34 protein-coding genes and 1 pseudogene are annotated in these 23,448 nt (G+C 43.2%); 28 read left to right on the forward strand and 7 right to left on the reverse strand.

Annotation, left to right across the window (positions count from 1 at the left end):
- Positions 1–9 precede the first annotated feature (9 nt).
- The gene (locus KNP87_RS07800) at positions 10–231 is read left to right on the forward strand and encodes a DUF2188 domain-containing protein (RefSeq protein WP_214721332.1); all 222 of its coding nucleotides are present in this window, start codon (positions 10–12) and stop codon (positions 229–231) included.
- 159 nt (positions 232–390) lie between these two features.
- On the opposite strand, the pseudogene KNP87_RS07805 reads toward KNP87_RS07800, so the two are convergent.
- Together KNP87_RS07805 and KNP87_RS07810 are read right to left on the reverse strand one after the other, a co-directional pair.
- Positions 391–645, reverse strand: a pseudogene (locus KNP87_RS07805) (GNAT family N-acetyltransferase); the annotation flags it as partial.
- A 4-nt stretch (positions 646–649) separates the two neighbouring features.
- The gene (locus KNP87_RS07810) at positions 650–1,054 is read right to left on the reverse strand and encodes a hypothetical protein (RefSeq protein ID WP_214721333.1); all 405 of its coding nucleotides are present in this window, start codon (positions 1,052–1,054) and stop codon (positions 650–652) included.
- A 151-nt stretch (positions 1,055–1,205) separates the two neighbouring features.
- Between KNP87_RS07810 and KNP87_RS07815 the strand changes: the two genes are divergently transcribed.
- The gene (locus KNP87_RS07815; protein ID WP_214721334.1) at positions 1,206–1,541 is read left to right on the forward strand and encodes an NUDIX domain-containing protein; all 336 of its coding nucleotides are present in this window, start codon (positions 1,206–1,208) and stop codon (positions 1,539–1,541) included.
- Here KNP87_RS07815 and KNP87_RS07820 read toward each other — a convergent pair.
- Positions 1,532–2,110: a histidine phosphatase family protein gene (locus KNP87_RS07820; RefSeq protein ID WP_214721335.1), complete on the reverse strand. Its 579-nt coding sequence runs from the start codon at positions 2,108–2,110 to the stop codon at positions 1,532–1,534. The genes KNP87_RS07815 and KNP87_RS07820 overlap by 10 nt on opposite strands.
- A gap of 231 nt (positions 2,111–2,341) precedes the next feature.
- Here KNP87_RS07820 and KNP87_RS07825 point away from each other — a divergent pair, with 231 nt between their 5' ends.
- From KNP87_RS07825 to KNP87_RS07835, 3 genes are all read left to right on the forward strand, one after another.
- Positions 2,342–3,235 (forward strand): Cof-type HAD-IIB family hydrolase, encoded by an 894-nt coding sequence (locus KNP87_RS07825; protein ID WP_214721336.1) that lies wholly within the window; start codon positions 2,342–2,344, stop codon positions 3,233–3,235.
- Positions 3,219–4,190: a LacI family DNA-binding transcriptional regulator gene (locus KNP87_RS07830; RefSeq protein ID WP_214721337.1), complete on the forward strand. Its 972-nt coding sequence runs from the start codon at positions 3,219–3,221 to the stop codon at positions 4,188–4,190. Before KNP87_RS07825 ends, KNP87_RS07830 begins: the two co-directional genes overlap by 17 nt.
- A gap of 76 nt (positions 4,191–4,266) precedes the next feature.
- Positions 4,267–4,617 carry a cupin gene (locus KNP87_RS07835; RefSeq protein WP_214721338.1) on the forward strand — a complete coding sequence of 117 codons (351 nt, stop codon included), beginning with the start codon at positions 4,267–4,269 and terminating at the stop codon, positions 4,615–4,617.
- A gap of 285 nt (positions 4,618–4,902) precedes the next feature.
- On the opposite strand, the gene KNP87_RS07840 is transcribed toward KNP87_RS07835, so the two are convergent.
- On the reverse strand, positions 4,903–5,529 hold the full coding sequence (locus KNP87_RS07840; protein ID WP_214721339.1) for an ATP-binding cassette domain-containing protein: 627 nt from the start codon (positions 5,527–5,529) through the stop codon (positions 4,903–4,905).
- A 19-nt stretch (positions 5,530–5,548) separates the two neighbouring features.
- Positions 5,549–7,426: a hypothetical protein gene (locus tag KNP87_RS07845; RefSeq protein ID WP_214721340.1), complete on the reverse strand. Its 1,878-nt coding sequence runs from the start codon at positions 7,424–7,426 to the stop codon at positions 5,549–5,551.
- Between the two features lie 988 nt (positions 7,427–8,414).
- On the opposite strand from KNP87_RS07845, the gene KNP87_RS07850 reads away from it, so the two are divergent.
- Positions 8,415–9,704: a histidine--tRNA ligase gene (locus KNP87_RS07850; RefSeq protein ID WP_285801230.1), complete on the forward strand. Its 1,290-nt coding sequence runs from the start codon at positions 8,415–8,417 to the stop codon at positions 9,702–9,704.
- A gap of 58 nt (positions 9,705–9,762) precedes the next feature.
- Here the strand turns inward: KNP87_RS07850 and KNP87_RS07855 are convergent, their stop codons facing one another.
- A complete protein-coding gene (locus KNP87_RS07855; RefSeq protein ID WP_028106489.1) occupies positions 9,763–9,984 on the reverse strand; it encodes a hypothetical protein in 222 nt (73 codons plus the stop codon).
- Positions 9,985–10,124: 140 nt separating this feature from the next.
- On the opposite strand from KNP87_RS07855, the gene KNP87_RS07860 reads away from it, so the two are divergent.
- Genes KNP87_RS07860 through KNP87_RS07880 form a run of 6 tightly spaced genes read left to right on the forward strand, consistent with a single transcriptional unit; the run spans position 10,125 to position 12,995 of the window.
- A complete protein-coding gene (locus KNP87_RS07860) occupies positions 10,125–10,808 on the forward strand; it encodes a hypothetical protein (RefSeq protein WP_214721341.1) in 684 nt (227 codons plus the stop codon).
- A gap of 48 nt (positions 10,809–10,856) precedes the next feature.
- Complete coding sequence (locus KNP87_RS07865; protein WP_214721342.1) at positions 10,857–11,177, forward strand: hypothetical protein; 321 nt, start codon at positions 10,857–10,859, stop codon at positions 11,175–11,177.
- Between the two features lie 46 nt (positions 11,178–11,223).
- Positions 11,224–11,499 carry a hypothetical protein gene (locus KNP87_RS07870; protein ID WP_214721343.1) on the forward strand — a complete coding sequence of 92 codons (276 nt, stop codon included), beginning with the start codon at positions 11,224–11,226 and terminating at the stop codon, positions 11,497–11,499.
- A 26-nt stretch (positions 11,500–11,525) separates the two neighbouring features.
- On the forward strand, positions 11,526–12,182 hold the full coding sequence (locus tag KNP87_RS07875) for an SMI1/KNR4 family protein (protein ID WP_353049360.1): 657 nt from the start codon (positions 11,526–11,528) through the stop codon (positions 12,180–12,182).
- Positions 12,183–12,230: 48 nt separating this feature from the next.
- Complete coding sequence (locus KNP87_RS17260) at positions 12,231–12,395, forward strand: hypothetical protein (protein ID WP_251135501.1); 165 nt, start codon at positions 12,231–12,233, stop codon at positions 12,393–12,395.
- Positions 12,396–12,407: 12 nt separating this feature from the next.
- Positions 12,408–12,995 carry a hypothetical protein gene (locus tag KNP87_RS07880; protein ID WP_214721344.1) on the forward strand — a complete coding sequence of 196 codons (588 nt, stop codon included), beginning with the start codon at positions 12,408–12,410 and terminating at the stop codon, positions 12,993–12,995.
- 180 nt (positions 12,996–13,175) lie between these two features.
- Here KNP87_RS07880 and KNP87_RS07885 read toward each other — a convergent pair whose 3' ends face one another.
- Positions 13,176–13,583 carry a hypothetical protein gene (locus tag KNP87_RS07885; RefSeq protein WP_214721345.1) on the reverse strand — a complete coding sequence of 136 codons (408 nt, stop codon included), beginning with the start codon at positions 13,581–13,583 and terminating at the stop codon, positions 13,176–13,178.
- A gap of 203 nt (positions 13,584–13,786) precedes the next feature.
- Here KNP87_RS07885 and KNP87_RS07890 point away from each other — a divergent pair, with 203 nt between their 5' ends.
- The 16 genes from KNP87_RS07890 to KNP87_RS07965 all read left to right on the forward strand — a co-directional run bounded on the left by KNP87_RS07890 (position 13,787) and on the right by KNP87_RS07965 (position 23,398).
- Positions 13,787–14,356 (forward strand): suppressor of fused domain protein, encoded by a 570-nt coding sequence (locus tag KNP87_RS07890; RefSeq protein WP_214721346.1) that lies wholly within the window; start codon positions 13,787–13,789, stop codon positions 14,354–14,356.
- 57 nt (positions 14,357–14,413) lie between these two features.
- Complete coding sequence (locus KNP87_RS07895; RefSeq protein WP_214721347.1) at positions 14,414–14,995, forward strand: hypothetical protein; 582 nt, start codon at positions 14,414–14,416, stop codon at positions 14,993–14,995.
- A gap of 170 nt (positions 14,996–15,165) precedes the next feature.
- Entirely contained in the window at positions 15,166–15,705 is a 540-nt protein-coding gene (locus KNP87_RS07900) for a hypothetical protein (RefSeq protein ID WP_214721348.1), read from the forward strand.
- A 30-nt stretch (positions 15,706–15,735) separates the two neighbouring features.
- On the forward strand, positions 15,736–16,392 hold the full coding sequence (locus KNP87_RS07905) for a hypothetical protein (protein WP_214721349.1): 657 nt from the start codon (positions 15,736–15,738) through the stop codon (positions 16,390–16,392).
- A gap of 38 nt (positions 16,393–16,430) precedes the next feature.
- A complete protein-coding gene (locus tag KNP87_RS07910; RefSeq protein ID WP_214721350.1) occupies positions 16,431–17,153 on the forward strand; it encodes a DUF2750 domain-containing protein in 723 nt (240 codons plus the stop codon).
- A 116-nt stretch (positions 17,154–17,269) separates the two neighbouring features.
- The gene (locus KNP87_RS07915; RefSeq protein ID WP_214721351.1) at positions 17,270–17,506 is read left to right on the forward strand and encodes a hypothetical protein; all 237 of its coding nucleotides are present in this window, start codon (positions 17,270–17,272) and stop codon (positions 17,504–17,506) included.
- An 18-nt stretch (positions 17,507–17,524) separates the two neighbouring features.
- Entirely contained in the window at positions 17,525–17,917 is a 393-nt protein-coding gene (locus tag KNP87_RS07920) for a DUF5412 family protein (RefSeq protein ID WP_214721352.1), read from the forward strand.
- A gap of 29 nt (positions 17,918–17,946) precedes the next feature.
- Positions 17,947–18,513 carry a hypothetical protein gene (locus KNP87_RS07925; RefSeq protein WP_214721353.1) on the forward strand — a complete coding sequence of 189 codons (567 nt, stop codon included), beginning with the start codon at positions 17,947–17,949 and terminating at the stop codon, positions 18,511–18,513.
- Positions 18,514–18,539: 26 nt separating this feature from the next.
- Positions 18,540–19,226, forward strand: coding sequence for a hypothetical protein (locus tag KNP87_RS07930; protein ID WP_214721354.1), 687 nt, complete (start codon positions 18,540–18,542; stop codon positions 19,224–19,226).
- The gene (locus tag KNP87_RS07935; RefSeq protein ID WP_214721355.1) at positions 19,223–19,393 is read left to right on the forward strand and encodes a hypothetical protein; all 171 of its coding nucleotides are present in this window, start codon (positions 19,223–19,225) and stop codon (positions 19,391–19,393) included. Before KNP87_RS07930 ends, KNP87_RS07935 begins: the two co-directional genes overlap by 4 nt.
- A gap of 34 nt (positions 19,394–19,427) precedes the next feature.
- The gene (locus KNP87_RS07940) at positions 19,428–19,874 is read left to right on the forward strand and encodes a DUF4304 domain-containing protein (protein ID WP_214721356.1); all 447 of its coding nucleotides are present in this window, start codon (positions 19,428–19,430) and stop codon (positions 19,872–19,874) included.
- Positions 19,875–19,942: 68 nt separating this feature from the next.
- Positions 19,943–20,467, forward strand: coding sequence for a hypothetical protein (locus KNP87_RS07945; protein ID WP_214721357.1), 525 nt, complete (start codon positions 19,943–19,945; stop codon positions 20,465–20,467).
- Between the two features lie 153 nt (positions 20,468–20,620).
- A complete protein-coding gene (locus KNP87_RS07950; protein WP_214721358.1) occupies positions 20,621–21,100 on the forward strand; it encodes a hypothetical protein in 480 nt (159 codons plus the stop codon).
- A gap of 100 nt (positions 21,101–21,200) precedes the next feature.
- Positions 21,201–21,587, forward strand: coding sequence for a hypothetical protein (locus KNP87_RS07955; protein WP_214721359.1), 387 nt, complete (start codon positions 21,201–21,203; stop codon positions 21,585–21,587).
- Positions 21,588–21,621: 34 nt separating this feature from the next.
- Positions 21,622–22,176 (forward strand): hypothetical protein, encoded by a 555-nt coding sequence (locus KNP87_RS07960; RefSeq protein ID WP_214721360.1) that lies wholly within the window; start codon positions 21,622–21,624, stop codon positions 22,174–22,176.
- Positions 22,169–23,398 (forward strand): DUF2716 domain-containing protein, encoded by a 1,230-nt coding sequence (locus KNP87_RS07965; RefSeq protein WP_214721361.1) that lies wholly within the window; start codon positions 22,169–22,171, stop codon positions 23,396–23,398. Before KNP87_RS07960 ends, KNP87_RS07965 begins: the two co-directional genes overlap by 8 nt.
- Positions 23,399–23,448: the final 50 nt, after the last annotated feature.

Consider the following 23,448-nt stretch of genomic DNA (forward strand, 5'->3'; position numbering starts at 1 on the left):
AGTGAATTCATGGCGAATCAGCATGTTACACCACATCCGGATGGCGGTTACCAGGTCATTGAGGAAGGGGCTTCAAAAGCAACGGAACGGTTTCCGACACAAAAAGAAGCCATCGCAGCAGGACGGAAAATTGCGAAGGATCAACAGGTTGAGCTGATCATTCATAATAAGGAAGGGCAGATCCGAGATAAGGATTCGTACGGCAATGATCCGTTTCCTCCAAGAGGTTAAGAAAGTATGAAGCACGTCGCATTCAATGGACGTGTTTTTATTGTGCATTGAGCCGTCCTGCCATTCCGTCTGAAACAAGAAATGCATATACAAATCATCGAATTGACCACGTGTCTTCTCGTACTGACGCAGCAATCCTTCCTGTGGAAAGCCGAGGCGGTCGAGCAAGTGCTGAGAAACGGTATTTTCCGGCAGGACCAGTGCCTCGATCCGGTTCAGGTTCAACTCCGTAAAACCGTATTTGAGCACAGTAAGAACCGCTTCTTTCGTGAGCCCCATCGGTTTAACGACACGTTCATCAGCGAGATACATCAGGAGACTCGGAGCGTCGAGCGGTGTCACCTCGCGGAGTGTCAGTCTTGTGGTTTGCAGGATGGGAATGGAGAAGTAGTCAAAGTAATCCCTTCCTTCCATGGATTTAATATAATCCGGTCATGGTCAGCTTCAGAAGCATCGATACAATGTATTCTTTGGCGATCGTTTCGTCGCTGAACTTCTTTTGGTCAAACGTCATGCCACGTTCCCGAAAAAACGTGTACCACGTACCGCGTTCTTCATAATAATGAAATCCGTCCAGCAAACGATAGGATTCGGTCGAAGATTGTTCAGGTATGCCGTGTACCGTCGTATAAGCCAAGACTTCCGCTCGACTGACAGTAAAAACGTCTGCGTAGGAATGATTTCGCATATTCGGGACACCAAGTGTTTCGCAGGCGAACTGTAATGGATTTCCGTATAGAAGTATTTTGATCTGTGTATCCCGATTGACCACTTGTTTCGACTCCTGTCCTAAAAAATGACGATGCTGATGCTCAAAACGCATTCCCAATATTTTAACATTAGGATAATTGTAAAACTAGATGATGGTAAAATGTAAAAGAGAAAGATTTTATTCATTTAGAAGACACGTGATAATCAAAGCACAGTTTCTCAATAGGTTATGTACTTTATAAATGGAAAGAAGAAACAGAAGAATGAACCATATCATGGAACTTCGAAAACTAGTTTACACGCGTCCACTCGTCATACCCGGCGCCTGTGAACTGTTTGAAGAAACAGGATTGACAGCAAAACACCTCCAGTTACTCAATGTCTACTCAGGAAATGATTTTTATTACAAATATCCGCACGGAGATAAAGTTTATAATGTCATCTCGGCTTACGTCTGTCGAGAATATCGAGGGACATTGATTCAGGACGTTGAAGAAGTAGCAGCACTAAAGTTCTTCCGTCTCGACAATGTACCAGGCAGAATCAATCCGCCGGAACACCCGATTTTGCTCGAGTTCATCGCGTCTCATCAATCGTAAAGCGGTAACGTGATGCGTGACACGTTTACGAGCTCTGTCCCTCTAAAGGTAAGTTGATAGATATCCGGCTTTGTCGTTTGGCGGAGAAAATTAAAATCGTACATAGCATCAAAGTGGTGAAAAATCGAAGTCATGATGAAACCGTGCGTGCCGATGATGATCCGTTTTCCAGCGTTCTTTTGCAAAATCAACATCAATGCCTGAATTCCACGGTGCTGACACGAACGAAATGTTTCCGAACCGTCACGCGAAAAAGCATGATCGATAAACATCTGTTGGACGAGCGGATAGACGTCAGCTTGCGGCATCGTCTGATGTCGTCCGGAAAACGCACATTCCCGTAAGTCGTCATCAACCAAGATGTCTTTCCCGAAATGACGTGCTGCCGCTTCAATCGTCAACAACGAGCGTTGATAGGGACTGGAGAAAAACAAATCAATCTTTTTATCTTTTAAGTAGGTTGTGACGTGTTGTGCAGCCATTTGTCCGCCATCGGTTAAACCGCGTGTTCGTTCATCCAAATCGGTTTTCGGAGATTCAGCGTGCCTTATAAAGTAAACAGTTGTCATAGAAGAGGAACCCGCCTTTCTGTGCTGGAGTAAAGTGATTGGTGAGGTAAACATTAAAGGATGCAGCTGACAAAGCAGATTAAAGACTTACTTGATTTATTATGAGTCATTTCACAAAAAAGAGACATTCCTTTTAACCTGTGTGGAATAGGAATAAAGAGGTTGCTCTGGGATGCGTTTCAGAAGCTAAACTGGAAACGAACAGTACACCATCCCGTGAGGAGGAACACCATGCGCTTATTTGCCATTGATTTAGACGGTACCTTGTTACACTCAACTCATATAATTTCAGAACGAAATGTCACAGCCATCAAGCGATGTCAGAAGAACGGAGACATCGTCGTGATTGCGACAGGAAGAGCCGCGTTTGATGTAGCGCATTTGTTACGGCTCCACCAGTTGGATTGCCCGATTATCGGTTCAAACGGAGCAGAAATCAGGGCAGAATACGAAGGAGAACCGATACGGAAAAATGCTTATGTTCCATCTGATGAGAGTAAAGCCATCTTGAACTGTTTGCTGAAGCAGGACGTATATCTTCATATTTACTTGGAAGACGAAATTCTGATGACGTATGACGCGACGGATCAGTTGATGAAACAAATCAAAGAGGAACAGAGAATCAATCCGTCGTTTCAAGCTGACGAATTCCTTAAATCCGTGCAGCCGCAATTGACGCAATATGGCGTCCGGGAAGTAACGAATCTTTCAGACGTCGATTTAGCGAAAGTCATGAAGTTCATGGTTGTCAGTCCAAAAGCAATCGTACTCAAGCGGATCGAAAACGACTTATCGTCACGAAACTGCACCGTTACAAGCTCTAGCCCATTTAACATTGAGGTGACGACGAACGGAAGCGACAAAGGAATGGCGTTGCAACAATTTGCTGAACGGTTAGGGATTCCACTGACAGAAACCGTAGCGATTGGCGATCATCACAATGACCTGCCGATGTTTCGGGTTGCCGGGAAAAGTATTGCGATGGGGAATGCGGAAGACGCTGTTAAACGACAGGCGACGGACAAGACAGGACATCATGATGACGATGGAGTGGCCATGGCATTAGAAACGTTCTGTTCGATTCAAGTCGGACAGAAAGGAGTACAGGATGGCAAATATTACTGAAATCGCAAAGGCAGCCGGCGTTTCCCGCTCGACGGTATCCCGTGTGTTGAACAATCAGCCGTATGTCATTGCTGAGAAACGGGAGGCCGTCTTACAGGCAATGAAGCAACTGGATTATCGACCGAATCAAAGCGCGGTTCATTTATCCCGCGGCAAAACAAATGTCATCGGTGTGATGGTCCCGCAAATCAACCATCCGTTTTTCAGTCAATTGATTGAAGGGATTGGTATCGCCTGTGCCGAGCGGAATATCTCGATGCTCATTCATCAAACGTTTAATGACAGGGAACAGGAACAGCAGTCGTTTACACAACTGCGGCATAAGCAAATCGACGGGCTGATCATCGGTTCATCGGTCAGTCCGCCGGAAGTACTCGAACGTGTCCGACGCGATGGTCCGATCGTCGTCTGTGAACAGCGGGAAGAAACTCTCGCGCAAGTCTCTGTTGATCATCAAAGCGGGATTTTGGCAGTGTTGTCTCATATAGTGGAACGGGGACATACTTCTCTTGGACTGTGTCTCGGAAATCCGGTAAGCGGCGTCGGAATGATTCGTCGCAACACCTTCGATGCGTTCGTTCAAGAACACGATATATCCGTGTCGCCGGACTGGTATTTTGAGGAGAACTATTCCTTTGCCGATGGAAAAAAGGTCATGAATCAGTTGTTGATGCTCACAGACCGACCAACGGCGATAATCGTCGGGAATGATTACGTTGCTGCCGGCATCATTCATCAGGCGAAGCAAGAAGGGATTAAAATTCCGGAGATGCTTGCTGTGACCGGCTTTGACAATCAGGCGATTGCGGAGGCAATGGGGATGACGACCGTTGCCCAACCGATTGAACGACTCGGAAAAGAAGCCGTCCAAGTGCTTGATCAGTTGGCCCGGGGAAAAGAACTGCCCGTCAGTCAGCCGATGCCACTCGAACTGATCGTGCGTGAAACGACATGACACTTGAAGGTTGTAAAGCTTGGTTTATCTTCGCAAAGCGGTCGTACTTAAAAACGGTTGGTCAGGGGAGGATTATATGGAAATCTATCAATTTAAAAAAGAAGTGGGTAAGAAAATTACAAAGTTCGACTCAGATTTTGTGATGTCACGTATTACACAGACAGACAAAGTAGCACATATAGGATGTGTGCATTTAGATGAGGATGGATTAATTGGTTATCATCCAGCTGTTGTTCCTCAACTTCTTTTAGTTGTGCACGGAGAAGGTTGGGTTAGAGGTGAAACCGATGAATACATCAAAGTTCACAGTGGCGAAGCCGTGTTCTGGGATAAAGATGAATGGCACGAAACCAAAACAGATACGGGTTTAACTGCAATCGTTATAGAAAGCGAGGAGCTAATCACGTCATCATTGAGATCTTTATAGAGGGGATAGGTGATAAATTAATCTGCGTATTAATTAAAAGAATGGGGTCTGGACTGAGTTGGCGATACGAGACACTTTCAAAAACATCATCTCGTACTTCAAATTCAACTCGTTGTAGTCTGTAAGCGGGTTATACACTATCTAAAGAATGTATCCAAGAACAATAAGACTGCCGTTACACCGGTCAAATACGGTATAACGGGGCAGCCTGATCAAGGTATGGTATGGGTATTTTTATCTATGATGTGGATAGGAACGATTATTTCTAAAGAGCAACTCGTTCTATTATAAATTAACGATTCTACTGCAATAACTAAAGGCATTTTTATCGTGACTCACCATAACAATCGTTTTTCCTTCAGCATTTAATGTTTTTAACTGATTTAATATTAAATCACTATTCTCTCTATCCAAGCTCCCTGTTGGTTCATCTGCTAATATGATCTCACTTTCACTAAGGATTAATCTTACTAGTGCGACCCGTTGTTGTTCCCCTCCCGACAGTTGGTAGATGGGTTTATCTAAAACATGTTCAAGCCCTAATTTCTTTAATTCTTGATCCATTATATCTCTGCGTTCTTTTTTGCTTTTTTTATTAAAAACAATGTTCAGATTTTCATAAACCGTGAAATCATCTATCAACGCAAAGTTTTGAAACAAATAACCGATCTCTTTTTCAAGGACCTTTCGAGCACTCTTTGAATGAATATCGTTATATGTTTTCCCCTTTAAAATCACATCGCCCTCGCAATTCTCAAGCAGTCCTATTATATTCAATAATGTTGATTTTCCCGCTCCACTTTTTCCTGTTATGCCAAGAAATTCTCCTTGTTCAACAGATAGATTAAAACCATTGAAAATATGTTTACCTTCGAACTTTTTAGTAATATTCTCAAGCTGTATTATCGCCATTTTAATTCCTACCTTTAATTTATTCTCCTTTTAAGACGAGAATAGCTTTATTTTTCATATATTTATTAATAAATATAACGAATAGCATCATTTCGATTAAGAAAAGAATGATCAGCATCCAGTTAATTACTGCTGCAATCAATAGTGTAATTACTCCATTAAAAATCAAAAAACTCATTATTAGCGATTTCGGTCTTTTACCTAAAAGTCGATTCACCGCAAACTCCTTTTTACGAAACTCTAAGAAAATCGTAATGATTGAAAGGATACAGAGCAAGAATGAGAAACCGGTAATTATGACATGGAACAACGATTCTACAGTAGCAATCGAAAGATTCCCTTTGGCAAGATTGTATTCACTTTTCATCGATTTTACATCTATGCTGCCAGAATCATAACCTTTTGATTCTATCTCTTTCATTAATGCGGTAGCACTGGATGTATCAAAAAGTACTTCTCCTGAGTTCAAATACAAACTCTTCTGTAAAGGTGCGACATAAGTAATTGTGTCAAATAGGTATGAGCCTGGCCATAATAGATTTTCTTGTGTTTGACCGTTTTTAACATAATGTACTTTAGTTTTTTTACCTAGAGATAAAGACTTTAATACCTCTTTGATATTTTGTTCGTAATGAGCCGGCACCAATAAAGTAAAAGGCTGAACTTCATCGGATTTTAAAAGGCTTCCGTCCTGATCTTTAATCTTTACGACGTTTAAAATATTTTGAGAGACTATAGTCAAAGAAATGTTTTCGATATTTTGTGACATGCCTTCAGTCTCTAATTGTTTCAGTTGGTTGATATCTACTGTCTCATCTGACGGAGAGTAGTTGAAAATTCCTTCATCTTTTAATGATTCGATGTAATGGTCTAGCTCTTTATGAACCTTCTCTTCTGGCGAAGATGCAGTTTGGATTGTGTAAAACGTATTTTTCTCAAGCTGATTGATGGAATTTATCGCAGAATTCAGTTTGTTCATATCTTTTATGCTCGTATCGAGCGATAAGACTAACAAAGTTACAACGATTGCTTTGAAAAATAATAGAACATAGAACAACTTTTTATTATTTTTATTATTTTTGATCGCATTTACTTGGTTTAATCTAGAAATAAACAGTGAACCAATTATGCTGGATCCGATAAAAATAATGGCTAAAAAGAGATACAAGTAAATACACATCAGAGCATACGATCTTAATGCATTAAGATCAGTGACAGAAATGTATACAGCAAAAGGAAGAACGAACAACAATGCAGCTCCGAATGAATGAATTACAAGTTTTTTAATTAATGAAAACGAAATACGAAAATTATTCCATCCATTTAATTTTTTTATTCCGATTTCTTTTATGCGATGAATATAGTAAGTTGAAATGCTGAATAGAATCAAAAGAGTCAATAACGAGAAGAATTTAAAATTAAGTGATGAAAAGAGCATACTTACGTTAAAAGTTGTCGGTTCAGATGTGCTACTCACCATTTCGTATCCTGCGGTCGACAATTGCTCTTTGAAGTGATTAACTTTATGTTCATCGTTTGATTGAATAGTGAAGTACTTTATTTTCTTCTTTTCATTTGGCGAGTATGAAGAATAAATAATTTGATTTCCCGGAAAAATACTTGGCTGACGTCCTAATTTAACATCGGAAGTAGGATTCAACAACGTGACATCTAAATGATTTCTTCCGAAACTGATATCGTTGAATTTTACTAAACGAATCATCATATCCGTTTCGCTTGCGATTTGAGTAAGTTTTTCGCCGGAGATGTTTTTTGATAACGAGAAATCATACACAGTATCATCATTGAAATATACATCTTTGTCAGCAACTAATAAAAAGAAGAATACTGAAAATGCACCAACTAATAATCCGATTCCTAAGAATATTTTTTTCATAAGACTTCCCCATTTATAATATTTTACGATCGAATCGTTTTGAGAAAACAATTTAGAGGTTTTAATTGTTAAAATTTAGCGAGTAAAGCCCCAAAAAGCGACGCTTGAACGCTTTAATGGGGCTAAATTACTAATGAATCGAAGAAAGGCTCCTAATAAGTAACGATTTTAATTATTTTACAACTGAAAAATCGTTATATCCGGATCTGTTAGCTACGAATGGGTTTGAGTTAGTCGCCCCAACTGAAATTTTAACTTGTCCTGGAGCTCCTTTTCCTGTAGTCGTGCCTGTTTTTTCTGATGTTGTTCTTATATGACGACGTCTTAAAAAATGTAGCACCCTGTAGTGTGAATGTAAATCGTATTAATGCATTTTTTTACATTTCAAGATTTGTTTTTTACTTTTTTTACAAGAATGATTTTTCATATATTACAGAATAGATTAAGGGTCAAAATGGATGAGTTCCACTTGCACATTCTTTTTCTTTCTTACTCTATCTAAAAACTTAAGAGTAGAAAATTAAAGCTTTTGAAGCGGGAATCGTGTCTATAGTTCGTTTTAATCTCTCGAACTCCAACATTATGCAGCTCATTTTGTACATACTTTTCGGAAAGGTTACAGGCACAATGAACAATGAGTCCCAAAGCCTGCTATCGCGACATTGCATTCAAATTCGATTTGCTCGATGAGCATGGAAACGTCTATTTGATTGTTGAGGTTGAACGAGAAATGTAATCCAAAACTAATAAAGTAATTAATTGACAATTATGTATCGGATTCGTATGATTATCCCAATACACAGGAGGGGATCATATGCGAATGCCATCGACGGTCGTCACACATGTACATCAGCATACCGAGTAGTCTTGCTATGGATATAATGCATATCTAAATAGGAAGACTATTCATCGTGAATCGTATAACTAAGCGGACAAGGAGCTTAGGGTTATGCGGTTTTTTATTTTTTCACAAAAAGGAGAGAATATTATGCGGAAAATGGACTATCAAAATGTTAAGGGGACACAGGATTATTTGCCGGATCAGGAGGACGCCAAACGGACCATCCGGCGGACGCTCGAAGATACATTCATCGCTTACGGGTGCCGTCCGCTCGAAACCCCGATTTTGAATTATACTGAGTTGATGGCATCAAAATATGCGGGCGGAGCAGAAATTTTGCAGGAAATGTACCGGTTGACGGACCGCGGAGAACGGGACCTGGCGTTACGTTATGATTTAACGATTCCATTCGCGAAAGTCGTCGCCATGAATCCGTCGCTTGCAATGCCGTTCAAACGCTATGAAATCGGGAAAGTCTTCCGGGACGGGCCGATCAAAGCCGGGCGGTACCGTGAATTTACCCAGTGTGACGTCGATATCGTCGGTGTGGAATCCCAAGCGGCAGAGGCGGAACTGATGATGATGGCACTCGAAGCCTTCCAGAAACTCGAACTTCCGGTCGAGATTCAGTTTAATAACCGGAAGCTATTATACGGATTGTTGCAACAGTTCGCAGTGCCGGAAGAGAAAATGAATCGTGTGCTGCTCGTGCTCGATAAGATGGAGAAGGTTTCGATTGAAGCGATGATACGTGAATTGGTTGAACTTGAGTTGGCCGAGAAATGCCTTGTAGACATCCGGTCGTTCATTGAGTCGAAAGCGGAATGGACAATCGAGTACTTTACAGGACTCGAGCAGGACAATCCCGAACTGCAACAGGGCTTGATGGAACTAGACGAATTGTCGTCTTATCTGGTGCGGCTGGGCATTGCAGACATGTGCCGATTTAATCCGTTCCTTGCACGGGGGCTTGAGATCTACACGGGGACGATTTACGAAATTTTCTTGGAAGACGGGACGATTCGCTCGAGCATCGGCAGCGGAGGCCGGTATGATAATGCAATCGGAGGATTGCTGAAATCCGGACAGACGTTTTCGACCGTCGGCATCTCGTTTGGTTTGGACGTCATCTTGTATGCCTTTGAACAGTCGGGGCGCGTCGGGAAACGTGCGACGACGGATCTGTATATCATTCCGGTTGGCACGATTCCGGAAGCGATGAAACTGGCCGTCCGTTTGAGAAAAGCAGGGCGCCGCGTCGAAGTGGAACTGTCCGGGAAGAAGGTCAATAAAGCGATGGAGCGGGCCAATCGGGAACAGATTCCGGAAGTCATCGTCCTCGGCGAAAACGAGCTTCAAAACGGGTTCTTTGACATCAAAGACATGTCGAGCGGTGCAACGACACGTGTCAAATATCCCGTCAGATCCCTTATTTGATGTGAACGAAAAAAACGCAGATGCTCTGTTCTTCCGTGAACAAGAGGATCTGCGTTTTTCACATGAAAGTCTTTCGTTTGTACAGTTTATCTTCGATCCATTTCCAGACACGTGTGGCAAGATACACATTTGCAATCGTACTAAGCAAGAGGAGACCGAGCATGATGATGCCACTCTTATCAACAGCGAGGAGCGGTTGGAAGATTGTAAAGACCGCAATTAACTGTAATGGTACGGTAAGGCTGAGCCAAACAGAAAAAAACAACAGTGGTTTCCACATATAATTCATCCTTTCGTATGTCAGTTCTTCTTTTAGTATATCAAAATGCATACTGGATACTAGAAAAAATGGAAAGCCTAAGCCAGGTTCGTTATGCTTAAAAGAATAGAACGATACGATGATGGGGTGAGGAGAACAAAATGGCAGAAATCATGATTATGGAAGAAAAGATTATCGAAAAGGATGCGATGAACTTAGGGTACCCGCTTGAAATGGGTGGAGCGTTGAAGACAGCTTATTTCATTGATGTAAGCCGAATTGAAAAAGACGGAGCAGATGAAAACAAAGAGTTTTTAATCGAATTCTTAATCCATCAACAGGTGTTTCCACTCTATGTCAGTTTTGTGGATGAGTACGGGTTACATGAAGAACATGACGCGTTTTTCAAGCAAAACAAGCTTTCGTATGTCGTGTTGGATTTAGATACACAGTTTCGAAGTGGAGATGTGAAAGTCCGTTATAAGGAATACCATCCGTGTTATACGATTACCGTTCAAAATGCGGAAGAACTGCGTCTTGTCCTGAACAAAACCTACTGGCTGGCATCGGAAAATCTGTTTTACACGATCTCGTACTCAGACAATCTGTCATTTAAGTTGGGGGAGATAAAATGGTGGCGAATGAAACTGATTCGCCCGGTTGGTGTTCTGACCATGCACCCGAACATGACCTGTTTTAAAATTGCCCACGATGGCAACGGCTTTTACCTGCTATCAAACGATGAAAGCTATATACCAATCGACCACCTGGTGACCCGGCTTCCGAAAGGGACCGTCATTTCGCAAATCAATGATGACTGGTTACTGGATGACGAAACCGATTGATCCTAATATACGTAAAAGAAGGATAAAACTGAACATGGAGGAATAAGAGTGGAGCACGTTTTGTATTATCTGTGTATAGCAACCTGTATCGGAACGGTCGTGGCCTTTCTGTTTAATCGACTGAAACCGGGGAGTCGTATTCGGAAAATCAGCGTCAGTTTGACCGTCTTGTTATTGGTTCTGGTAAGTGCGACTGCACTGCTTGGATGGGATGCTGCTGAGGAACAGCTGTACCGGTCCTTTGGATGTTTAGTCATGAATATCTTTCCGCTCTGGTATGTACGAATTGAAGGGAACAATCGAAAAACAATCGTCTGGTCGCTGACGCTGGCCTTGGTCGTATTGGTGTTCGGAACAATTTTAGAATGACATATGATAGAAATCGTACATATACGTTAAAAAGGAGCTATTCATATTGAAGAAAAAAATGTTGATCATCTCCATTCTGTTAATGGTAGGCGGTGTATTTGGAAACATACTTTTTACCCGACTCGGTTATTTTCCGAATGCAGATTTTCGGATTATGAGTATTCCATTAGCAGCGGGAGCACATTACTTTAATCTGGGACTGGTGTTGCTTACCATGACGCTAATCGGACTGGTGTTATTCCCGTGGTTTCTGGAGAAAAAACAATTTTCGAAAACGGTGCTGGCACTTATATTAATTATTTGGTTGCCTGAAGCCGTCTAAACAACATGAACAGGAGCGATGATATCGTGAGCAAACTCACTAAACGCCTCCATCCCGATTCAAAGATGCCCGGGGTATCAGCCGTTGACCTGAAAAAAGCGGAACGTGCCTTAGGTGTTTTATTTCCAGACGAATACAAAGACCTGTTCTTACAGACGAACGGTGCACAGTTTGGCGAATGGAGCCTGTATCCTATATCAACCAAACGAACAGTTTCGATCGATCTCGTTCGTCACAATGAGAAGCGTCCGGCTGGCTTGCCCGATGACTTGATTTGTATCGGTGAAAATCTAACGGGTGACAAGCTGTGTTACCGGATTCGAAAACGTTTCCTGCAGGAACTCGTCTTTAGATGGAACGAGAAAACGGGAATTGCAAAATATCCATCGTCTTCTTTGAAAGAGTTCGTCGATTGGCATGTCCCGAAACGAAAAACGAATCAGGCCTACCGGCTTGGCCGTTTCACGGTCGAGAGTAACGAACTGATTGTAACGGATCCTTATTACGGACTAGAGGAAGACACGGATTCACAGCTGATTTTATCGAATGTGAAATCAGGCAGTTGGACCGCAGCCATCGTTTACACGAAAGACGAGTGGGTCAAGCAACTGCTTGTTTTTGAAGGGGACAAAAAGCGGAGCGGTAAATGGCACCGGCAGGAACAACCAATCGGCGTGGACTAGGCACTGGCCGGTATCTTCGATCGAACAGCTTATCGTCAGAATCAAGCGATGAAATTTAAGGCAATTGTTTCGTCCGACGACCAGGCCGGCATTGTCTCGTTTGGAGCTGTCTCGACGTCAGGTTTTGGAGATGGACTGTATGATGTTGACATACAGTATGATGTCTCGCGGCAAATCGTCGGCGTACGAATTGACTTCGCAGATGACGAATGAAGGAGTTGGATAATGGAATTGGATAGTATGTTGGTTGGTGAAGGAACTGCTTTTATCTTTACGTCCGAGGACAAAGGAAAAGTTCGTTTTCACTTTTATACGGATGATGAAGAATACGCAGGTGTCGATATGGATCAGCTGCTAAAAGAGTCATGGCAGGACGGGATGGCTCTTTACAGCAAGAACATTCGAGAATTTTTACTGGAGTTGAATCATTATCCACTGTACGTTCACAGTATGAGTGGTTCGGGCAAGATCAACATTGCGCACGACGCTGACAGCAGCACAAGATTTGACCGGGGAAATATCTATCATCGATTGATCATTACTTCAGAAGAAGCATTTCTTCATCACTTTCCCAAAGCTTATCAAGATGCATACAATAACGAGAGTGTATTGTTTTCAAGCGAGAAGACGATTGAAATCGATGAGACAAAAAATGACTTTTATTTCAAAAAGTTCAGATTGAACTTTTCGGATGACGAGCGGAATTGTTTCTTCCTATGGGTGAATCATGATGGCAATGGATTTGACTTTGTCGCGAATTTTTCAGATCATCCGTATCAACACGAGACGATTGAAATCGAGGACGTTGAATGAGCGGATATGGTAAAAGGAGTGCAAACGGGTGATGGAACAGACCCGGTTACACTCCTTTTGTTATTCTTTCACTTCTGCAATCGTCTTGAAAATCCGTGAATAGAGATCTTTGACATTTTGATCGTTCTTTTGATTGTTGTTTAATCCGTATTCCCAGAAGCGATAGCTATCTTTTTTCTCTTACAGATAACCGGATACATAGGCATCATTCACTTCGCTCGCATTGGCATACGTTAAATCTTCAAACACGAAGGGGAGAAACCCCTTTGTTGTCTCTAAGAAGAAGGTCGGAACATCAAGTTTCCGGTACACCTTCACGTACTTTTCTTCATCTGCCTGTTTTAGGTTATCTTTTGTAATGAACACCGCATCAAACTTTGAGGAAATCTGGTTCGTGTCCTCTAGTTCTTCAAATGAGAGTGTTGAAAACTTTACATCTTTCTCTTGTAGATCAGGCTGTTCTCCAATCACACCGATTTTTAAGTACGTTCCATCATAGGAAGTATCTTTAACTTGTGTTGATGCGTCTACACCACAACCTGCTAATGCGGTCGCGGCAATCAGTGAACCCATTAATAATTTTTTCATGGACACGTTCCTTTCACGTTCGTTTAATATCACAGTGGTTATACCAATTATTTGGAATATGCACCTAAATCGAAATGAAAAAACGAGATTTAACAATTAAAATAAAAATTCCCAATAATGTTATCTGATTATATAATATGAAGTATAAATGGAATTTCTTTTAGGCCATGTTTGGCCGGCGAAGAAAGTAAACGGGAGGACATATGAATTATATTGAGCATTTGGAAAAACACTGTGGTGAGATTAAAGGAAGTTTAGAACTAGAAGATATGATGCAAGAAAACATTCAATTCCTGAAGTTTGAGAACGCACCTATCGATAATACCTATACGGCGACAACACTCGGATTACTGTGGCGACCGCTTCAGTTTGAAGAGGAGCGATTTTATCATCAGGAACTGATGATGTCGGTCAAGCAGCCGGAAGCGGAGGAAGATGTCATCGAATTGCTATGGCGTCTGACGACCCATGCTCTGGAAACTGGACAGGCATTTGAATTGGGCGGATTTTACAGTATGCCTGAGACGGTGTTCGGACAATACGGCTTTGCAGGGGTCTACGTGACGGCACCGTTTTATTTTGACGAGAGTTTTTTCATCCATTATGGGGATGCCAGTTTTGATGAGCCGGAACACGTTTTGCCGGTCTGGTTTGTTCCGATTTTCGAATCAGAAGCGGACTATCTCGAGCAACAGGGGATGGATGCTTTCGACGAAATCATTGATGCAACAGAGGATGAACTGCTTGACTTAACACGTCAGCCATTGATTTGAGGATTATTCATAGAGTGTAAAGCAATTGTACGTTGCTGAAGAGAGGGAGAAAGTAACATGTTAGTCGATCACTACAAACAGGTTCATCATCTAGAAGTTGATATACCGAAGGATGAGCGTTTTCAAAAGTATGAACATCTCAATATTTATTTTGAGTGGGGATTCGCAATCATCCAATCAACCGAAGAAGTTGCCAGCGAGGATGCGGTGTGGTTGCTCGGGCAAACGAATGCATTCCCGATCTGCATGGTATTTGATGTATTTGATTTTTCCATAAATGAAACAATTGAGGTTCTCGAAGCCTTCGACATACCGTATCAGACGTCAATCAATAACGGAACAGAGCTCGTTGATGGAGGAGAAGCTTCGCGTGATATCAGCATACGGCTCATCGTTCATCAGGAAAAAACGTTGCGAGAAATGATTCCATTCCTGTACGCATGCGGATGTCACGGCCATAAAAATTATCTCTATTCCGTGATCACGGACGGAACAGATGTATTATCAGCGACAGAAGACTTTCCGGGAATCGATGTCTCATACGCCGTCGTTGCGGTCGGACCGGATGGAGAAGGTGTGGATGTCATCGGACCGAGGGAACGGATCATTCCGCTATATCGGCAAGTCCGAAACAGATAGATACAGAAAAGCACATGATCCCTTAACTATTTTATTGTGATTGACGAAAGTTCAAAAGGTTGGTCAAGCGAATACAGGATTCGAAGCAGAAAATTCGTGTGAATGGATGGAAATGAAAGATTTATCTCACCTCTAAGAAATCGAGCGAATATGAAGGAGAGGACGACAGGGTGCAAGTCATTCGAACGAAAGATGGTCGTGATCATTACTGGATGTATGTCAAGGACGGCCGGACGCTGTACACGTTGCAAGGTATTGTTGGAGAGATAGCGGAAGAACCGGAAAGTGAACAGAAATTCTCCCGTTTTTTCAACATGGATGGCTATATCCGGGAGCTGGTGGAGGCAAAGGTTGCAGATGGCTACCGGTTAATCCATGAACAGGACTTTAAGGAAGTCGTCGTTGAGCTGACCTGCAACGAGGAACAGTATGATGCCGTTTGGAAGAGTCGTACGAAAATCGAGGAAGATCTCGACGAATTTCTCGGGGGGACCGGAAACGGCTATTTCTTAGAGGATGACTATGGACCGGAAGCAATCGAATTCGTCCTCTATGTCCTCGACCCGTCTCATATCGTCGAGGCAGTCATTGGATATTTCGAAGAACAGTATGGTGTGTCTCGAATCCGAATAGGTCAGGCAAAAGTTCATTATGGCAGACGTTTGACCGGCCTCTATCCTACAGGAAAGAACTTTAATCGGAAAAATTGAACAATGACGAATTTTAAGGGAGTAAAAGGCGTGAACGAGCTGACAATCTTCGAAATCCCTTTTCAGACAAAGAGTATCCAGCGGACACTTCAGACGTATGAAATCAACGTGCTTGGTCAAATGCAAACCGTCTATGAAGTCATGTGTTATGACCATGCAGTAGGCAGCTACATGAGTGAACTGACAGAAGAAGTGTTATGTGACGCCCTAGTGCGCTATGATCGTTTTCCCTTATACATCACGACGAGTTTTGATGTGATTCAAGAGGATGAGTTGCATATTCTGGAGCATTTAAAAACGCGGCCACTCAGTTGCTATGAACATCCACGATATGAAGGCGATCAGCGTCGCACGGATTTTTATTGTTGTATCGAAGTGTTGAATGCGAATGATCTACATTTCGTGTTAGCCCAGACATTTTTTCGAGCCGCTTGGAGTGAAACATTTATCATTACGTTCACACGACCCGCGTATCAATTAAAGACCTCAGGAAAATGGATATTCAAAGAAGCGAAATATACGCATGTACTCGATGTACGTGATGGATTGCCGTTTATTCTTCCTTCTCATGACGCGCTCGGTTTCATGTGGTTCGCAAATGGAGATGCCTTCAAGACGGTAGATCAGCTAAAAACGATATTACCGGATAATTATAAGATGGATCACATCATTGATACAGAAACGTAAATGGAAGAAACGAAATTATACATAAAGGAGTAGTGAAAATGGAACACCAGATCGGATTACCAGGCATTACAGAAGAACGGTTACAGGAAGTCGAGGCAGAACTCGGATTTTCGCTGCCGCCCGAGTTGCGGTCGTACTTTAAAAAGGAAAATAAGTTTGAAGCCGGTGAGTGGCAATTCCACCCGATCAAGGAAGAACAGTATATCAAGCGGACATGGGAAGACATCGTCCGTGTCAACTCGACGGATGCAGAAGACTATCCGGACGGTTTTTTCCGGATTGCTGCGGACGGTTCCGGGGATGAGCTCGGCTATCTCTTGCCGGACGCAGAAACCATCGTCCTGTGGGATCACGAAGAACAGGAGTTGTTCCCGGTCGCTTCGACGCTCGAAGCCTTCATAGAACAAGAGCAACAGCTGTTAGACAGTGCCATGCAAGCGGATGAATTCTTTGAAACCGTACTCGAGACAGGATCTGTCTACGGATTATCGAAACTAAAACAGTCGGGTTGGGCCTATTGTCCGTCAAACCAAGATGAATCGGATGTGTTATTGTTCTTCTCGACGGAAGAAGGCGCACGTGCCTGCCAGACAAACGGATGGGAAAAGTATCATCTCATTCGCCTCGATCTCGATGTCTTTACAGACGGCTGGTTGCCGAACATGATTCAGGACGGTTTGTATTGCGGACTGAACTGGGATGCCGATTTACAGGGACTCGAGCTGAACCCGGAGAACGTTTTGGAGGAACTCGAAGGCTGACGACAGAGTAAGCACAACTTTTCCGGCCGGACGAGCGGAAAAGTGGTTTTTTAATGAAACCGACTTTTGGAGCGAGACGTATTTGAAACTATTAGTTCACGAAACGAGGGGAAAAAATGATCCTATCATTGATTGGAATCGGAGTCGTACTTGCTTTATTTGCACTGGGTCTGAAATGCGTCCGATCCAAACACCCGGATGAGACACCTTTTTTGGACGCGGCTAACGGAACCGATTCAGTCATTGGATCGGTCGTGATGTTTCTCCTTTGTTCCTTATCCGTCAAACAGTACGGCTATCTTTGTTTTGTGGGTGGCTTTCTACTGCTATACGGGATCAGTGCGTCATGGTAAAAAGCAAGAGAAGAGGAAATGAACGTGTGGAAAAAAATTAGAATCATCGCGAGTCTACTTGGCATACTGCTGGCGGGATATTTGGCCTGGCAAATCTACATTTTATTATTCGCCGTAGATATCAAATATGTACCGCAAGGCGATTTATACAAGACGGTCACCTCTCCGGACGAGCGGTATACGTTACGGTTTTACCGTTCGAGCGGTGGGGCGACGACTGGATTTGCGATGCTCGGCATCATGGAAGATCAAAAAACAAAAGAACAGCGCCGCGTCTACTGGGAATATCCATGTAGAGAGGTAAGTGTGAAATGGCGACGGGACGTTGTCATCATCAACAAGACCCGTTTAAACATTTGGACCGAGGTGTATGATTTCAGATTGGATCAACCGATTTATCCAGCAAAATAGAGTTCATGAAGGGAAGATGAAATATCCTGATGATCATACTTAGAAAACAAATCGGCAGCTTGATGTATTCCTGGACCATTTATCGCGACGGCCGGACGGTTCAGGCATTTTTTGGAGTCAATGAACCATGGATGCTTGATGAAGATATTGATGAAAAAACGGAAGAACGGTTTACGTTTCGTTTTCAAGCCCGACGTCGCGTGAAGGAACTGATTGCCGAGAAGCAGGCGGACGGATATCAACAGGAAATCACACCGGATCCGGTGCCGAGTCAAGAAGAACAGTTGACGTTTCACAAGAGGGCGACATGGTTTGCGTATGTACTTTTCGGAGTGGGATTGATTCCGATTGTAACACCCTGGACTTTATCTCCGTACGGGATAGTCATCCTTGCAGTACCCTTCCTCATCATGTCGACGAGCGGAAAAATGCTGCCGTTTTGGGTCAAAACGATGTGCTTTATCAGTTATGTCCTGATTAACATCAGTTACAGACATGCACCGGACATAAAATATCTGGACGCCGGTCTGTTACTCGCAACGGGCGTGTTACTGTGGGGCTACATGAATAAAAGCAAAAAACGTTTTAACACGTAAGCTGACAAGGAACGGGAGGGTCAGGCATGCCGACAACATTTTTAAAGCAGTTGTTGCAAGAAAAAGAGAGTTCAGACTTCTCATCATTACGTTCCGCTTATCTTGCGAAACAACAGGGATTGCGAAACGTGTTTTTACAGCAGATGAACAAATTCATAGCGGAAGCACTTGTATGGGACATTCAGCGACAACGGCAGTTCACGGACTGGTTGCTGACCGCATGTGAACGAGAAGAAGATGTGCATGAACTGCTGATTCATCCCTTGAAAGAGCGGTTATTGAAACCTGTCCTCAAGCAGTGGATGAATGATCTGCCAAAAGACGTACGACCGTATCGGTGGTTTGGCGTCTTCTCTTTTGAAGAAGACAACCGTCTTGAGTACCTGCAGACGGCGATTGACCGCGGCGGTCGGCAGGAACAACTGGCAATCGAGACGATGATTCGTCATATGTTGAATTGGCTGTGGTACGCCTTCCATCATCTCAATGAAGATTTGTATTTAAGTGAGACGGAGGACGATGCAGAGACGCTGAAGGAAACCCGTTTGTTGATTGATCAACTCGATGATTCGGTTCAAAAGACCGAGTTCATGGAGGAATGGCAGGAACACGCCCGGACGTATGAACTTTGGTTGCGCTTTTTAAAAGAAGAGACGGAAGGGTTCATGGAGTGGCGGGAACGACAAGAAAAGCAGGGAGAGAATAAGCTATGAAAACTCCTTACGATCCATACAAGAATACGGAACTGTGGAACGTCATTTCGGAAGCGATTGACGAACTGATTGAAAATGATGACTTGAAAGAACGGACGACCCATGATCATATCGTCGGATACCTCTGTCAAAAAATATCATTTAGCCTAACGGAGAAGGGAAACTGAGCAAATGGGAATCGTACCGGTAGGAAATCGAAAGATGATGGCTGAAGCCATTAAAAAAATTATTGTCCCTGAATTGAGGAAACAAGGATTTAAAGGGAGCTATCCACATTTCAGACGGAAACAAGATACGCATCAGGAACTCTTGATGTTTTATATTACAAAGTACAGTGAAAATTTTTATATCGAGACGGGAGTCATCCCGTTAACCGGTTATCTTAACTCTGAAGGAGACCTCATTCCTCCAAATAAAGTGACAGTCTTTTCTTTAAAAGGGAGTGAACGATTTACAGTCGGGTCAGACGTTGTAGCCAATCATGATGGAATGTATTTTGTAATGAAAGGACTATTTTCTGAAGAAGAGCACGAACAACTGGCTGAAGAAGCTTTTACATATCTAAAAACGAGTGAACCGGACTGGATAGCCCGTTGCTCCGAATGGAATAAAAAATTGTATGAATCGTTTGATAAGGACGACGCGTAAAAAGAAAACAGTTATGTTTAATTCTAAGAAGAAAAATCAATTTATTGAATAATAAGGAGTGACATAAGATGAAAAAACTAGGGACTTTTCATAATCAACAAGGTAATATGATCGTTTCGGACCCAGCTTTTCTCGAACCGGATCCGGAATTTAACATCACGATTCCGGTTGCACCTGATTCGACATGGACGGTCTGGTATAACGAGGACGACCAGCCTGAAATCAATCTGGTGTACTTGACGATTGAGGATCACGCAGATATTGCAGCGGATGACTTTGACATTCTTGAAGGTTTTGCGGTGGTGGATTCCTCACAGCTCGTCGTCATGAATACAGCGAATTACGGGAAACGCGAGGCTATTGACTGGGAAATTCGGAACACGCTTGAGCTCGACGACGAAATCGATCCATTTTATATCGCCATCTCAGATGAATTGATGGAGGAGGAAATCTTTCTGTTTCCGTTTGGCGTTGCCGTCCAGTTGATGGGAGACGGCCATTACAAGGTTCGCGTACGACGAGATGCGGATCAGGTCACCGGTATTTTGCTGGTCATCGGGGAACATGAAGATTTTGAAGAGGACTTCGAATAATTCAATACCAGCGATTGAAAGCGTCTCACCTAAACTTGTTGAAGTAGCAATTCAAGTAGAAGGTGAGATGTTTTAGTATCCATATCCGAAAACTTGATCACAGGATGTTAAAGAGCATTTAAAAGACGAGCTGATGAAAGGAGGACTATTTCCATGAAGACAACGTATTCCCGGGCAGAGCTTCTAAAAATCGACGACCCGTTTGAATATGAATTTGGTCTCCCGTTGAAGATCAACGACCTGCCCTCATCCTTGATGGAAGAGGATATCCCGGACAGTAAAACGAAACTACTTGAGAAGCTGGCGGAAGGTTACTCCTTAATCATTCAAAAACCGCGGATTCCAAACGAAAAGGTGTTTACTGCGTTTCAACTGTTGGATGAAAATGAGTTCATGAAACTGTATGCGGTAAACGAAACGACCTTTACTGAAGAATTGTGGAATCTTTTGTATGAGAGTGAATACGACCTTCACCGGGCATTCTTTTTACTAAAAGAGATGAAAGGTGTCGTTTTCGAATTGCCCTATACGGGTGGAGGGACTCGCTCTTTGACTCTCTCAGGTCTGAACGCAAATACCCTGATTCATCTACGGCTTGAAGTAGACGAAAGCGTGACCTGTCGGTGGGATTGACTAAATAGAATAATCAGAATCATGAAGGACGAGGTATGATGGGACGTTCAAGGCTAGAGGTATGGCTTTGATTCTATCGATTAAAGAGGAGGACAAGAAGATGAGTCAAGACATGGAAGCGTTCATTAAATCCGTCTATCAAACTGTCGTACAGGAGGGGATGGCTGATTACAAAGAAATGTATCAGGAGAACGTAGATCCCGACGCCAACGATTATACAGCTTGCATCGCACTATATCAGAAGTCGAGCGAAGCGGATCAAAAACGAATGATGCAGATGATGGAACAGACAATCATCGACACGGTCTCTCACGTCTTTGGTATTATCGATGGAAGTTCAGAACTGAGTGGATCCGAGCTTGAAGCGAAACTGACTCTCGTCCGAGTCGACGAAGAGGGAGAACCGCTCGAGACGATTGAAACAGATGGTGAACTGCAAGATACGTTCTTAGGCTATTTAGAGGACCATGATTTGCATGCGCTTTAACCTGAGGGGACAACGAAACTAGAGGAGGAATCACATGATACAGCTGACGAAACGGAATGGGTCAGATACTTTCTACAAGACCATTTATACGGAAGGACGCGTGATCGTCCAGCATCAAGGAATCGTTGGAACGTGGGTGCGAGAAGAAGACGTGAAAGAGATACGCGTCTCTCGCTTCAAACGCTTAGGTAGACAGATTCTGCAACTGGTCGAGGAGTTAGAACATCAAGGATATCGAGAGTTACAGGAGACAGATTATACAGAACTGGTCGTCCAGTTTCGATATGACGCTGGTCAGGAAGAAGAAGCGCTGGAACGACGTCATATGATGGAAGAGATGATTGATGAAGGTCTGCTTCACACTGGAAACGGATCCTGCGAAGGGGGAGAGATCGGTAGCGGTACGACGAACATCTATTACCACGTCGTTGATGTTGAGGCAGCAGTCGCGTTGATCTTTGAGGGGATGAAAGAACATGATGTCCGTGGTGTCCCGAAAATTGCGGTGCAATCAGCAGAAAGTTATACCGTCCTGTATCCTCCGGGTGCAACGTTCGAGCTGATGGAAGATAGCGTTCCAAATGAATAGTCGGAGCTGGATTCCGATAACGGGAGCAGAAGATGAACAGGTATGGAACGTCATGTGTCGTCAGTTTAACTTTTCGCCAAGCACGACTGAATTTCCGTCCTTTCAAGTGCCGCATCCATTTGTGACGTATTCGACCCGTGATGTGAAGTGGAAAGAAATTGAAACGGTGCTGTCACATATTCTGATTACGTTGACAGATGAAGGCGAACGCATCATGGCGCTCGACTGGAATCATCAAGGCTACTGGATCGATCCAAGACAACCGTTTGAACGGGACGAAGAGGGCACCTGGATCATCCCGGCCTTACCGGACGGGGATTATAACTTTTTCATCGCCCGAGATTTTCAGTGGGGCTACCTTGGCCATCCGTGGGAACAGAGCGTGACACTGTTTGGTGAAAATTTGATGACAGCCTTTGAGGAAAGCAGAGTATTTCCAGATGTAATTCGACGAGGGGAGCGACAAATGACATTTCAACCAAACGAGTCAGTTAATGTTTACCGGCAACTCTTACCTCGTGATGACTGGAAAGAGCTTGTCCGCATTCAGCTGAATCAATACAGTTATCCGTTTGAGATCAAACTGCTGGCACGTCCCCGGAACACAAAACAGCAGCATGATTATGAGGAGTGGGGAGCCGCATCCCATTTCATCGCGACGGAAACTATACAACTGGAGCGGTTTTTAGAAGGCTTGACGATTCCTCCGATGGATATGCTCTCTGAAGAATTCGATACGGTATTAAGGATACGTAAACAAGGACAAGATATCGTCCTGGTTTCGAATCAAGAGGTGACCATGCACGGTGTCATCTATGAAGAATTAAAGGACTGGGGAACGGAGTATCAAAACTTTTTTGATGCCATATTGCCGCATGCGACGTTCCCGTTGGAAGTCGTTTTTTGTGGCAGGGGTACGCTCGACGATGAGGATTCCATTCATGCGATGACGTTGAACGATACAAATTGGCAAGCGGTCTTCGAAGATCGTCTCTTACACCTGTTGAACCGAAAAGAAATCACCTCTGGATTCCTGCCAACGAATTACTCAAAGCCCTCTCAACGAACGCTCGAGAACTTCATGACAGAGTTCATGTTGATGATTCCCTATAATTTTATATTGACGCGTGACGCGACTGGACGCTTTGGCATGTTCGATCATTTTTGTACGAATGAAAAGATTGCCCATTTTGGAAATATAGACGATATTCAACATGCGTAAATAACTGAATCACGATGTATAGGGAAGTTTCGTTTAGTGAATGTGGAACA

Source organism: Exiguobacterium sp. s192, assembly GCF_018618795.1.
Taxonomy (GTDB): Bacteria; Bacillota; Bacilli; order Exiguobacteriales; family Exiguobacteriaceae; genus Exiguobacterium_A; species Exiguobacterium_A undae.